Below are 13,280 nucleotides of genomic sequence, written 5' to 3' on the forward strand. Positions count from 1 at the left end.
GCTTCCGATATTAACAGGCTATTAACGCACATCTGTTAATTAAGATTGCCGTCGCCGGATAAAATTTAAATCTTTTCTTCGTCATTTTGCAACTGACCGGGTGCATTTGCGCTGGTATATTTTTGCCATTTCTCTAAAACACCCTTAAAGTCAGCCGGTAGTGGTGCTTCAAAATGTAAAACCTTTTTTAATGAGGGGTGCATAAACCCAAGCGACTGCGCGTGCAGGGCCTGCCTCGGCATTATTTCAAAACAATTATCAACAAACTGGCGGTATTTACTAAATACAGTACCTTTTAATATTTTATCGCCGCCATACATGGCATCGCTAAATAACGGGTGGCCAATATGCCGCATATGTGCGCGGATCTGGTGCGTGCGGCCGGTTTCCAGTTTGCATTCTATCAGCGTCACATAACCCATCCGTTCCAACACCCGGTAATGCGTTACCGCCCATTTACCCTTCTCCGGGTCATCGTATATCGACATTACCCTCCTGTCGTTAGGGCTGCGGCCAATGTAGCCCGTCACGGTACCATCCTGCTCCAGGTCGCCCCAAACCAATGCTAAATACTTTCTGCTAATGGTATGATCAAAAAACTGGCGGGCAAGGTAACTCATGCTGCGCTCGTTCTTGCTGATCAGCAACAAGCCCGATGTATCTTTATCGATCCTGTGTACCAGCCCCGGCCTGCCGTCATTGCCCGGCAAGGTGGGCAATTGCTGGAAGTGGTATACCAGTGCGTTCACCAGCGTACCATGATAATTGTTAAAACCCGGATGCACCACCATACCAGCGGCTTTGTTTACGATAAGTACATCATCATCTTCATAAGCAATGGCTATCGGTATATTTTCGGGATATACTTCGGTATCGCGCGGGGGGTGCGGTAAAACAACAGAGATAACATCATGCGGCTTAACGCGGTAACTTGCCTTAATGGGCTTATCATTAACCAGCACGTTGTTCAGTTCTATCGCATTTTGGATGCGGTTACGCGAGGCATTCTCTACCCGGTGCATCAAAAACTTATCTATCCGCAATAACGACTGGCCCTTATCTACCACCACCCGTAAATGCTCATACAGGTCTTGCTCGTCCTGCTCAAATAAGTCGTTTTCTTCTGTCATTTCAGGCGCAAAAGTAAGGTTAATCTATTAATACCGAAAACAGGCCTCAACCAAGAGGTTATTATTTTAATTTCGTGTATGGACATCCATCTCGACATCTACAGCCCGGTTCACCAAATCCACGATCAGTTATTTATAGATAAGGGGGTGCAGGTTTTTATCAAGCGTGATGATATGATCCACCCCATCATATCGGGTAACAAATGGCGTAAGCTTAAATATGTTTTACTGCAGGCCCAAGCCGAAGGCAAAACGCATCTGGTAACTTTTGGCGGTGCATATTCTAACCACTTGTTAGCCACCGCTGCCGCCGCCGCAAGGTTTGGCTTTAAGGCAACCGGCATAGTACGCGGCGAAGAAATGCAGAACGACACACTTTTTTTATGCCGCTTGCACGGCATGCACCTGATCTTCACCGACCGCGAAAGCTATCGCGACAAACCGGCTTTATTTGATAGATATTTTGCCGGTGATGCTGATGCCTTTTTTATAGATGAAGGAGGTGCATCTGCCTTAGCGGCTAAAGGCTGCAGCGAATTAGTTGCAGAACTTGAACAAAATTATGATCACATCTTTTGCGCCTGCGGCACAGGGACCACAGCAGCCGGGATTATTAACGGCTTAATGGATGCAGGTTTAAACGCCCAATTTAATGCCCTACCTGTGTTTAAGAATGGCGGGTTTATTAAAGAGGAAATAGACCGATACCTCACCGCCCCCGCAAATTATGACCTGCATACCGGCTATCACTTTGGCGGTTATGGCAAAACCACACCCATACTGATCCAATTTATCCAAGCCTTTATTTCCCGAACCGGCATTCTCATCGAACCGGTTTATACCGGCAAAATGTTATATGCCTTATACGACCTTGCCGCAAAAGATCATTTTAAACCCGGCAGTAAGATCCTGGCCATCCATACCGGTGGCATTTGGGGGTTATTGGGGATGAAGGAAAAATTTAACCGTGATTAAGCGGATGTTTGCGATTTTTAGGATTTCTACAAATAACAGATATCGTGTTTAAACCGCTTCTTAGCGCCGATGCGCCAAACAAAACTCCCGCTTTTAATTCATACCAAAACGCATGTCAGTTCAAAAACCATGTTTAGTTAATTTAAAGTTACTTTTTTGCCAATCGGTTCAAAAACCTTTAAATTATTGTTTTTGAGGTCATTTTGTTAGATTTGTATAAACCAATACACCTATGTACAAATTGCAGGTAACACCACAAAACGTCCAGGCCACGCTGAGTAAACACATCCTTGCCGATGGTTTCGACCTTACTTTCGATATGGAAAAAAGCCAGGGCGTGCACATTTACGACGCGAAGAACCGACGTACGCTTTTAGATTTCTTTACCTGCTTTGCATCTGTCCCTTTAGGCTACAATCACCCTAAAATGCTAAATGATGAGGCTTTTAAAAAGAACCTGCTTTTAGCCGCGTTAACCAACCCATCTAACTCTGATATTTATACCGAGCAATACGCCCAGTTTTTAGAAACATTTTCCCGCGTAGGCATCCCCGATTATTTGCCCCACGCTTTCTTTATCTCGGGCGGGACGCTGGCTATAGAAAATGCTTTAAAAACGGCTATGGACTGGAAAGTGCAAAAGAACTTTGCTAAAGGGCATACTACCGAAAAAGGTTTCAAGGTGATTCATTTTGAGCATGCCTTTCATGGCCGCTCGGGCTATACATTAAGCCTTACCAATACACAACCAGCTAAAACAAAGTGGTTTGCAAAGTTCGACTGGCCAAGGGTTTCTACTCCCGAGATCCGTTTCCCATTAACTGAAACTAACCTGGGCGACCTTATAGCCCGCGAGGCTAAATCTATTGCTGAGATCAAAACAGCATTTGCCGATAACCCGGACGATATTTGCGCCATTATTATTGAACCCGTATTATCTGAGGGTGGCGACAAACACGTAAGGCAGAAGTTTTTAGAACAATTACGTGTGTTAGCAGATGAAAATGAGGTAATGCTGATTTACGATGAGGTACAAACCGGCGTTGGCTTAAGCGGCAAATTTTGGCTGCACCAGCACTTTGGTGAAAAAGCACGACCGGACATTTTAGCCTTTGGTAAAAAAATGCAGGTGTGCGGTATCCTGGCCGGCAAAAAGGTTGATGAGGTGGAGAATAACGTTTTTAAAGTATCATCGCGTATCAATTCTACCTGGGGCGGCAGTTTGGTAGATATGGTACGTTCATCAAAAATACTGGAGATAATTGAAGAGGATAACCTTTGCGATAAAGCAGCCGCTACAGGTAGTTACTTGCAGGATGGACTGAAAGCAATTGCCGCCGAAAATGGCATGATCGCTAACGTGCGTGGCCAGGGCCTGCTCACCGCGTTTGATTTTCCGGACAAGCAAACCCGCGATACCTTCATTAGTAAAGGGTTGGAAAACAACATCATGTACCTGGGTTGTGGCGACCGTACCATCCGTTTCAGGCCCGCACTTATTATTGAGCAGCAGCATATTGACGAAGGGCTGCAAATGCTGCAAAAAATACTCCCTCAGTTATAATATCATTGTAATAATATTGCTACAAGCACCTGTGTTAAAACCTAACAGATGCTTTTTTGGTATAAGGTATACTATAATTGCATAGTGGCGGTTATATATTATATTATTTGTTATATAATAAACGCTGTTTTAAATAAACATAGTTGTAACACATTAATTTTCTACATATACCAAAAGAGTATTTATTTATAATGAACAGACAAATTGAAAAATTAAAAAAACAGCTTACAGAAATTGCTGAAGTTGTTAATTCTTTCCAGTCTGAGGCGGTGCAGGTGCGAGTTGTGGACCGTTTATTAGACGAGATTATGGATGGGGAGCGGGTGGAAACGGAAGGATCTGAAATTTTCAATAAAAGAAGCCGCCGTTTACGTTTTGCAGGTGAAGATGAAAGCCGCCCGTCAGAACCGGGGCGTAAAAAACCCGGCGCTACCAAGGTGCTTAACCAGCTGATGGCCAGCGACTTTTTCGCACTGCCACATTCTATATCTGCCATTGCGGATTATTGCAAAAACAACTTCGACTCCGACTTTAAGACTTCCGAACTATCGGGCATATTGCTAAAACTTGCCAAAGAGAATAAGTTGAAGCGCGAACGAAGCAACGAAAACAACCGCTTCGAATACGTAGCAGTTTAACAACAAAGGCCCCGAAATTTGGGGCCTTTGTTGTTTTTAGTTATTCCAAGGGAAGCGCAGCGAAGAGGAATCTCCTAAACCTGCCAGGTTGTAAACTCATCTGTCGCAGAAGATTTCTCTCTATCGTTCGAAATGACAGGCAGGTTATTAAAAACCTATAAATTGGTCATTCCGAGGGAAGCGAAGCGACGAGGAATCTTCTGCGTTCAGCATAGTTTTCCAAATGCTAATAGATTTCTCCCTCGTACTTCGGTTCGAAATGACAGGAAAATTTATTTTAGATCAAACAGATCATCTACGCCCAATATCTTCCTTGAAGTAAACCCTTCCGCGTATTTCACGTTAAGGCTTTTACCGAATTCGCGGGCGCGGCCTTCAACCACCTGGATAAACTCCGGCGATGAGATATAGGTTTGCGGTTCATCCTCATTCCAGTCGGGGTTATGAAACTGGGATCCATAGGCGTAAATACTTTCTATTTTCTTATCCCAGTAATCGGTCACATCAACCAAAATATCAGGGTGGATGTATCTGTCCTGTATAAAATGGAGCAATTGGGTTGGCCGCCAGGGCTCCTGCAATACACCGTTCTCAAAAGTTTCTATCCGGCGCAGACCCGATAAAAAAGTGGAAGCCTCTACCAACTCATTCGCGCGGCCATGATCGGGGTGGCGGTCATGATAAGCGTTGGTAATAATAATTTCCGGCTGATACTTGCGGATGGCTGCAATTACCTTCAACTGATGCTCTTGCGTATTGGTAAAAAAGCCGTCGGGCAGTTCCAGGTTATCCCTAACCGTTAGTCCCAAAATGGCAGCGGCTTTGGCGGCTTCCTGCGCCCTTATTTCGGCAGTGCCGCGGGTACCTAATTCACCACGGGTAAGGTCGGCTATGCCCACCTTATGGCCCAAAGCTACATGTTTTAAGATAACCCCCGCGCAGCCCAGTTCGGCATCGTCCGGGTGTACCGGTAAAACTAAAATATCTAATTTCATAAACAGGATAATTATTTATCGGCACCCAAAAGCCGCTGAATTTTTTTCTTCACTTTTGATGAAGTGGGCTTAGTGAACGGGTAAAAATAATCAACCACGGTGCCGTTGCGGTCAATCAAAAACTTGTGAAAATTCCAGCGTGGGGTGCAGCTTAGTACTCCGTTCTCTTTTTTATCGCTTAAAAACTTATACAATGGGTCGGCGTATGGGCCGCGCACCCTAATCTTTTCAAACACCGGGAAGTTGTTACCGTAATTAGAACAAAACTGCTCAATAGCGGCACCTTCCAAAGGCTCCTGCCCGCCAAAATCGTTTGACGGAAAGGCCAGTATCTCGAAATCTTGCCCGGTAAATTCCTTTTTAAGTTGTACAAGGTCGGTGAGTTGTGGGGTAAAGCCGCATTGCGAGGCAGTATTTACAATCAGCAGTACTTTATCTTTGTAGTCAGCCAGGTTTATTTGTTCGCCGCTTATTTTATCAACGTTAAATTGGTAGATGTTGTTGGTATCCATCATTAGTTTTGCATGGAAACATAACCCACCTGCTGCAGTATTGTTTCAATATCGCGCTGCTCATCCTTATCGTAGGTTTCCTTCAAATTATGCCCGAACACCTGCGCTACAGATTGAAAAACAAAGGCCTTAAACCCGCCCTTCAATTCCTTTAACATTTCAAAGCTGGTATTACCTGTTTCCCGGTTAATCAGTTTGATCAGTATCTCGCCCTGGGTGATGGTCAGGTTTTTAATATCCTTATTAAACAGGTCCTTAATTTCGGTTTCGCAGGCCTTGATGAGTTCCTTTTGTTTTTTCTTATCTCCGGTAAGTGCAAGGTCGCGCTGCAGTTTCTGGTAGCGGGAGCCGGCAAAGCGCACATAGGGCAAAACCTTTACTACGTTGTACCTTAATCTAAAGTAGTTTGCACGGTCTTGCGCACTCGCAAAAATGCGTGTGTCGCTAATAACCACGTCCGGCAAAACTATCCAGGGCACCAGCTCGCCATCAAGCTTTGTCATATACGTTTTGATGGTATCATTTTTGCCAAGATGTACTGGAGGTGCCGGTTTATCGTCCTGGGCTTTGGCAGTACCCAGCGTACAACAAAACAGCACTATTAAGGCAATAAATTTCATATTTTTACTTGATACAAAATTAACGCATTTTATTTTGTTATTTTATAATAACCCGCAATAATAAATATTGTTGCAGGTTAGTGATATATACGAGAGAACTAACGCTGATACATGAAAGATTTAGTGATTGACCTGGAAGCTGAAAAGAAAGAGATACTGAAGCGGTACCGTACCCTGTTGCGTGCAAGTAAATCTACCCTGCAAAAGGGAGATAAACGCATGATACGCAAGGCATTTGATATGGCTTTAGAGAGCCACAAAGATATGCGCCGTAAAAGCGGCGAGCCCTATATATACCACCCCATTGCCGTTGCCCAGATAGCCGCCGAAGAGATAGGCCTGGGTACCACATCAATTGTATGCGCATTGTTACATGATGTGGTTGAAGATACCGACGTTACGCTGGAAGACATCGAGCTGGAATTTGGCAAAAAAGTGGCCAAGATCATTGACGGCTTAACCAAAATATCGGGCGTATTTGACACGAACAGCTCGTTACAGGCAGAGAATTTCCGTAAGATGCTGCTTACTCTTGCCGATGATGTAAGGGTGATACTCATTAAACTGGCAGACAGGTTGCACAATATGCGCACCATGGAATTTATGCCGCGCGATAAGCAGCTTAAACTATCGTCAGAAACGGTGTACTTATACGCCCCTTTGGCACACCGCCTGGGCCTGTATGCCATAAAGTCTGAACTGGAAGATCTTTCCATGAAATACATGGAGCGCGAAACCTACTCGTTCATCAAGGTAAAGCTGAACGAAAAGAAGGCCGAACGTGAGAAATTTATCCGGGATTTTATAGATCCTGTTAATAAAGTAATCTTAGAACAAGGCCTAAATGCCGAGCTGTTTGGCCGCCCAAAATCTATCCACTCCATCTGGAATAAGATGAAAAAGAAGTCGATACCTTTTGAGGAAGTATATGATCTTTTTGCTATCAGGATCATATTGGATAGTACGCCGGAATCAGAAAAGGCAGATTGCTGGAAGGCCTACTCGATCGTGACCGATCTATATCGCCCTAACCCTGACAGGCTGCGTGACTGGATCTCATCGCCAAAAGCGAACGGTTACGAATCGCTTCATACCACCGTGATGGGCCCGCGCGGGCAATGGGTAGAGGTACAGATCCGTACCAAGCGCATGAATGAAATTGCTGAAAAGGGCTTTGCCGCGCATTGGAAATACAAAGAATCATCAACCGATAACGGGTTGGATAACTGGGTGCAAAAAGTGAGGGATATGTTGAAAAACCCCGACTCGAACGCTTTAGACTTCCTGGATGATTTTAAGATGAACCTGTTTAGCGACGAGATCTTCATTTTTACGCCGAAGGGTGCGTTGATCCAGCTGCCGCTAAATGCTACCGCGCTTGATTTTGCCTTCGAGATCCACACCGATGTGGGCGCAAGTTGTATTGGCGCCAAGGTGAACCACAAGCTGGTGCCATTGAGCTATAAGCTACAAAATGGCGACCAGGTGGAGATCATCACCTCCAGCAAGCAAAGCCCTAAGGAAGACTGGCTGAACTTTGTGGTAACGGCCAAAGCAAAGGCGAAGATCAAATCGGCCTTAAAGGAAGAAAAACGTAAGATTGCCGATGATGGCAAAGAAATATTGGAACGTAAGCTGAAATCTTTAAAGATCACTTATAACTCCGAGAACATACATAAGCTGAGTTACTTTTTCAAGCTGCCATCCACGCAGGACCTTTTTTACAATGTAGCTAAAGGGCTTATTGATATGAAAGACCTGAAGGAGTATCAGGCATCTGAAAAAGTGATCGAGAACAAACCGCAAGACAAGATAGAAAGCGAGCAATTGCAAAGCATCGTCCGTAACCTTAAAACCAAGGATAGCGATGTGCTGCTGTTTGGCGAGGACCTGCAAAAGATAGATTACAAGCTTTCTAACTGTTGTAACCCAATCCCGGGCGATGACGTGTTTGGTTTTGTTACCGTGAGCGATGGCATCAAGATCCACCGTACCAACTGCCCTAATGCCGCCAAACTAATGGCTAACTATGGCTACCGGATTGTAAAGGCCAAGTGGACCAAACAACTGGAACTGGCATTTTTAACCGGCCTGCGCATCCGCGGGATTGACGAGGTGGGTTTGATCAACAAGCTGACTACCGTAATCTCAAACGACTTTAAGGTGAATATCCGTTCGATAACGGTAGATAGTGATAACGGTATTTTTGAAGGATCGATAATGGTTTACGTTAACGATACCGTGCACCTGGATAACCTGATCAAAAAGATCCTGCTGATCAAAGGCATCACATCAGTAGTAAGGTTTGACTCGGTGGTGGAGAAGGCTTCTTAGCAAGACGCCAGGCAGTAAGAGTAAAAGTATAATTGGTAACTGTCCTCAACTTACTTTCTTGCGTCTTACTCTTGTATCTTAATTAGCGCAATTATATATTTATTAATACCTTTGTGGGTAATTTAATTTTATGGCTGTACAGGAAACTATTGCGCTGGTAAAAAAGATTTTTGAGGCCTACCTCGAAAATAAAAGCCTCAGAAAAACGCCTGAGCGTTTTGCCATACTCGAGGAGATCTATTCCCGGACTGATCACTTTGACGTGGAATCGCTATACATCCACATGAAAAATAAAAAATACAGGGTTAGCCGCGCTACGGTATATAACACTTTAGAATTGCTGGTATCATGCGACCTGGTTACCAAACACCAGTTTGGAAAGAACATGGCCCAATTCGAAAAATCATATGGCTACAAACAGCATGATCACATCATTTGCATCGATTGCGGCAAGGTAGTAGAGTTTTGCGACCCACGCATCCAGCAGATTCAGAGCATGATGGGCGATATCCTTAAATTCGAGATCAAACACCACTCGTTAAACCTTTACGGTAACTGCGCAAAACTGCGCGATGGTTTTTGTGACCGAAAAGTATCGTAAAAATTCAATCAAAAAATCATTTAACATTTACTACAAGATATTATTAATGGCTGTTGACGTATTATTAGGCCTCCAGTGGGGCGACGAAGGTAAAGGTAAAATTGTTGACGTGCTTAGCGCAGGGTACGATCTGATTGCGCGTTTTCAGGGCGGCCCTAATGCCGGCCACACTTTGGAGTTTGAAGGCAAAAAATTTGTACTGAATACCATCCCGTCGGGAATTTTCTTTGACAACACCATGAACCTGATTGGTAATGGTGTGGTGATTGACCCAATCACGCTCAAAAAAGAGCTGGATAAATTAAAGGATGTCGGCCACGACCTGTTGGCTAAAAAGAACCTGATGATCGCTAAAAAAGCGCATTTGATCTTGCCTACCCACCAGCTGCTGGATGCTGCCTCTGAAAAGAAAATGGGCGACGGTAAAATTGGTTCGACCCTTAAGGGTATCGGCCCAACTTACATGGATAAAACCGGCCGTAATGGTTTACGCATAGGCGATATTACCCTGCCCGATTTTAAAGAGCGTTACCAGAAACTGGTTGATAAACACACCTCGATGCTGCAAGCCATGTACGGCGAAGTAGCCGACTTTAGCGAGCGTGAAACTGCATTTTTTGAGGCGGTAGAGCTGATTAAACAATTCCCGCTGGTAGATAGCGAGCATTTGGTAAACAACTACATTAAGGATGGCAAAAAGGTATTGGCAGAAGGCGCGCAGGGTGCTATGCTGGATATAGATTTTGGCTCATACCCTTTTGTAACTTCATCAAATACTACTGCTGCAGGTGCCTGTACAGGTTTAGGTATTGCCCCACGCCAGATTGGCGATGTGATAGGTATATTTAAAGCGTATTGTACCCGCGTTGGTGGCGGCCCCTTCCCTACCGAGTTAGATAACGACTTGGGCGAAGAATTACGCCGGATAGGCCATGAATTTGGTGCTACCACGGGCAGGCCACGCCGTACGGGCTGGATAGACCTGCCAGCTTTAAAATACGCTATTATGCTTAACGGCGTCACACAAATGGTAATGACCAAGGCTGACGTATTGAGCGGGTTCGACAAGATCTACGCTTGTACCCACTACAATTATTTAGGCGAGCAGATAGACTATATGCCTTACGACATTTGTTCTGTTGATGCCGTACCTGTACTGAAAGAAATTGACGGCTGGAAAGAAGATATTACCGGCATTACTGAATTAGATCAGATCCCTGAAAAGTTGCAGTCATACATCGAATTTTTAGAAGCGGAGTTGCAGGTGCCTATCAAATGGTTGTCTGTAGGCCCGGACAGGAAGCAAACTTTGGTATTGCACTAAGCAAAACCTCAAAAATAACTTTACAAAGGCTTCGTTTTACGGGGCCTTTTGTATTTTAGCTAACTAAAACAGCAAAATAAACTATGTTTAAGCCGGCAACACTCCTGGTTATAGCTATCATCTGCTTAGTATTAAGCGTTTTAGGTTTCGGCTATTGGATGTATGTTTTATACCCATCGAAAGACTGGCGAGACTATTTCACTCCGGTTTCGTCTTTGTTGATGGCACTGGCCAGCTATCAGGCAATCAAAGCCGTAAGGCGTCATCAATACGCTAACAACTTTAAAGTTATTGGCTGGTACATTTATGTGATATTGGTATTAGTAGTACTTTTTGCGGTCGTCAATCTTTCGGTAGGCCTTTTCCCGGGCTTTTTTCTGGCTTTCGGGCTGATCAATAAGAACCGCGATATTGACGAGAACATGAAGTTAGATAAGGACAGATAGTTTTAACTTTACCGGGTGAATATCAAGGTGATCAACATCCCCCTATTTAAACAGAAAGCTTTGCAATGGGCAGCCAAATTCGATACGGCCTGTTACCTGGACAGCAACAACTTCACCGACCCCTACGGCAAGTTTGACACCCTGATCGCTGTTGGGAAAAAAGCAGAAATTACTGCAAACACAGGTAACGCCTTTGAGCAACTGGAAAAGTTTCGTGAGGATAATCCAGGGTTTATCTTTGGTTTTTTTGGTTACGATCTGAAGAATGAGATAGAAGATCTGCAATCATCCAATCACTACGGATTGAATTTCCCGGACCTGTACTTTTTCGCGCCCGAGATAATTATCAGCATAAAGGGTAATGCGGTAGAAATAACCGGCGCTGATGCAGATATCGTTTTCAAGACCATAGAGAGACTCGAACTCTCTACGGTTTACAATGCCAATGAACTTGATCTAAAATCGCGCTTCACCCGCCCGGAATATATCGATACGGTTAATCGGATCAAAGACCACATCAACCGTGGCGATATCTACGTAACCAATTTTTGTCAGGAGTTTTATGCAGAGCACGCAAAGATAGATCCGCTACTTATCTACCAAAATTTAAACGGGCTTTCGCCTACCCCGTTCTCCGCTTTTGTTAAATGGGATGGTAATTATATCATCTGTGCATCGCCAGAAAGGTTTTTGGCCAAACGCGGCGATAAACTGATCTCGCAACCTATAAAAGGCACCGCACGCCGTGACGCTGACCTGGAAACAGACCAAAACATCATTAAACAATTGCGCAACCACCCCAAAGAACTGCAGGAAAACGTAATGATCGTAGACCTGGTACGTAACGATTTGACCCATTCGGCCAAACCGGGTACGGTAAAGACAGAGGAACTCTTCGGGATACAAAGCTTTAAGCAGGTGCATCAAATGGTATCTACCGTAGTATGTGAGATAAGAGATGACGTAACACCTGTACAAGCATTAAAGAACACCTTCCCTATGGGCAGCATGACTGGCGCACCCAAAGTAAGCGCCATGCAGCTAATGGAACAATATGAGCGCAGCAAGCGGGGCGTGTATTCCGGAGCGTTCGGTTATTTTAGTCCCGATAGTGATTTCGATTTTAATGTAGTGATCCGGACGATACTGTATAACTCATCAAATAAGTACCTTTCATTCCAGGTAGGCAGCGCTATTACTTACCACGCAAATGCAGCCCAGGAGTATGAGGAGTGTTTATTAAAGGCAAAAGCTATTTTGGAAGTACTGGGACAGCAAGAAATTGATACCGCGAAAAGAATATAACGACTTAATAATTCCTTTGCGTCTTAGCGCCTTTGCGAGCCAAAGTTAAAAGCCTCGTTGAATTAAATATCCCGCAAAGGCGCAAAGACGCAATTTTAAGGATAGCTCCTTGGCGTCTTAGCGCGCAAAAGTTAAATACTGAGTTTATAGTATAACTTCGCCAAACTAATAATATGTAATTGTCAAACGTTATTAAATTGTTTAATTTTACGCATAACACAAACGATTATGGCACTACAATATATTTCTGACGATGCTGGCAATCAAACTGCTGTTGTGATTCCAATAAACCAGTGGAATGAAATAACTGCCAGGCATGAAGATATTAAAGAACTTACAGCACCAAAAGCAAACCCAGCTACTTCAAAAAAACCTTCTGATTACGCGGGAACAATGAGCAAAGAAGAAGGCGAGACTTTTTCACAGTATATAGAACAAAGCAGAAATGAATTGGAAAGAAATTTCTGATTGATACTAATGTATTAATTGATTTTCAGCTGGAGCGTCTGCCACAAAATGGCAAACGTTTTCTGGTAAATATTATCGACCAGGCCTTTACTATTTCATTCGTAACTTATATTGAGTTTCTTGGGTATCCGTTGGCTACAGCTGCAATGGAAAATTTCATAAAACTTGCCGGTGTTATTCAGATAGATAAAGAAGTTATCGAACAAACTATTGCGTTATGCAGAACTAAAAAAATAAAATTACCAGATGCTATCATAGCAGCAACTGTAGTAGTTCATGGTTATACGTTAATCAGTCGTAACATGGATGATTTCAAGAGCATAAAAAATCTTGAATTACTCAATCCGCACGAATTGTAATTGTCTCTC

At 43.8% G+C, this 13,280-nt stretch carries 14 protein-coding genes; 10 read left to right on the plus strand and 4 right to left on the minus strand.

The features are described from left to right. Positions 1–65: 65 nt before the first annotated feature. Positions 66–1,130: an RluA family pseudouridine synthase gene (locus tag IDJ76_RS15560; RefSeq protein WP_191164266.1), complete on the minus strand. Its 1,065-nt coding sequence runs from the start codon at positions 1,128–1,130 to the stop codon at positions 66–68. 78 nt (positions 1,131–1,208) lie between these two features. On the opposite strand from IDJ76_RS15560, the gene IDJ76_RS15565 reads away from it, so the two are divergent. The 3 genes from IDJ76_RS15565 (at position 1,209) to IDJ76_RS15575 (ending at position 4,307) form a co-directional block, all read left to right on the plus strand. Beyond that, complete coding sequence (locus IDJ76_RS15565; protein ID WP_191164267.1) at positions 1,209–2,105, plus strand: 1-aminocyclopropane-1-carboxylate deaminase/D-cysteine desulfhydrase; 897 nt, start codon at positions 1,209–1,211, stop codon at positions 2,103–2,105. Between the two features lie 232 nt (positions 2,106–2,337). Continuing rightward, positions 2,338–3,669 carry an L-lysine 6-transaminase gene (gene lat, locus IDJ76_RS15570; RefSeq protein WP_191164268.1) on the plus strand — a complete coding sequence of 444 codons (1,332 nt, stop codon included), beginning with the start codon at positions 2,338–2,340 and terminating at the stop codon, positions 3,667–3,669. A gap of 191 nt (positions 3,670–3,860) precedes the next feature. Then, entirely contained in the window at positions 3,861–4,307 is a 447-nt protein-coding gene (locus IDJ76_RS15575; RefSeq protein WP_191164269.1) for a hypothetical protein, read from the plus strand. A gap of 272 nt (positions 4,308–4,579) precedes the next feature. Here the strand turns inward: IDJ76_RS15575 and bshB1 are convergent, their stop codons facing one another. From bshB1 to IDJ76_RS15590, 3 genes are read right to left on the minus strand one after another with little or no spacing between them, the layout of a single operon-like run. Beyond that, on the minus strand, positions 4,580–5,302 hold the full coding sequence (bshB1, locus tag IDJ76_RS15580) for a bacillithiol biosynthesis deacetylase BshB1 (protein WP_191164270.1): 723 nt from the start codon (positions 5,300–5,302) through the stop codon (positions 4,580–4,582). A gap of 11 nt (positions 5,303–5,313) precedes the next feature. Then, the gene (locus IDJ76_RS15585; RefSeq protein WP_394367928.1) at positions 5,314–5,814 is read right to left on the minus strand and encodes a glutathione peroxidase; all 501 of its coding nucleotides are present in this window, start codon (positions 5,812–5,814) and stop codon (positions 5,314–5,316) included. A 2-nt stretch (positions 5,815–5,816) separates the two neighbouring features. Beyond that, positions 5,817–6,434, minus strand: coding sequence for a DUF4294 domain-containing protein (locus IDJ76_RS15590; RefSeq protein WP_191164272.1), 618 nt, complete (start codon positions 6,432–6,434; stop codon positions 5,817–5,819). A gap of 111 nt (positions 6,435–6,545) precedes the next feature. Here IDJ76_RS15590 and IDJ76_RS15595 point away from each other — a divergent pair, with 111 nt between their 5' ends. The 7 genes from IDJ76_RS15595 to IDJ76_RS15625 all read left to right on the plus strand — a co-directional run bounded on the left by IDJ76_RS15595 (position 6,546) and on the right by IDJ76_RS15625 (position 13,271). Further along, positions 6,546–8,768: a RelA/SpoT family protein gene (locus IDJ76_RS15595; RefSeq protein ID WP_191164273.1), complete on the plus strand. Its 2,223-nt coding sequence runs from the start codon at positions 6,546–6,548 to the stop codon at positions 8,766–8,768. Between the two features lie 130 nt (positions 8,769–8,898). After that, positions 8,899–9,369, plus strand: coding sequence for a Fur family transcriptional regulator (locus IDJ76_RS15600; protein WP_191164274.1), 471 nt, complete (start codon positions 8,899–8,901; stop codon positions 9,367–9,369). A gap of 46 nt (positions 9,370–9,415) precedes the next feature. Further along, entirely contained in the window at positions 9,416–10,693 is a 1,278-nt protein-coding gene (locus IDJ76_RS15605; protein WP_191164275.1) for an adenylosuccinate synthase, read from the plus strand. Positions 10,694–10,776: 83 nt separating this feature from the next. After that, positions 10,777–11,139, plus strand: coding sequence for a hypothetical protein (locus tag IDJ76_RS15610; protein WP_191164276.1), 363 nt, complete (start codon positions 10,777–10,779; stop codon positions 11,137–11,139). A gap of 15 nt (positions 11,140–11,154) precedes the next feature. Then, positions 11,155–12,444, plus strand: coding sequence for an anthranilate synthase component I family protein (locus IDJ76_RS15615; RefSeq protein WP_191164277.1), 1,290 nt, complete (start codon positions 11,155–11,157; stop codon positions 12,442–12,444). Positions 12,445–12,672: 228 nt separating this feature from the next. Further along, positions 12,673–12,912, plus strand: coding sequence for a hypothetical protein (locus IDJ76_RS15620; protein ID WP_224746354.1), 240 nt, complete (start codon positions 12,673–12,675; stop codon positions 12,910–12,912). Positions 12,913–12,950: 38 nt separating this feature from the next. Next, positions 12,951–13,271 carry a type II toxin-antitoxin system VapC family toxin gene (locus tag IDJ76_RS15625; RefSeq protein WP_262892228.1) on the plus strand — a complete coding sequence of 107 codons (321 nt, stop codon included), beginning with the start codon at positions 12,951–12,953 and terminating at the stop codon, positions 13,269–13,271. The last annotated feature ends 9 nt before the right edge of the window (positions 13,272–13,280 follow it).

The sequence above is a fragment of the Mucilaginibacter glaciei genome (assembly GCF_014773245.1).
GTDB classification, from domain to species: domain Bacteria; phylum Bacteroidota; class Bacteroidia; order Sphingobacteriales; family Sphingobacteriaceae; genus Mucilaginibacter; species Mucilaginibacter glaciei.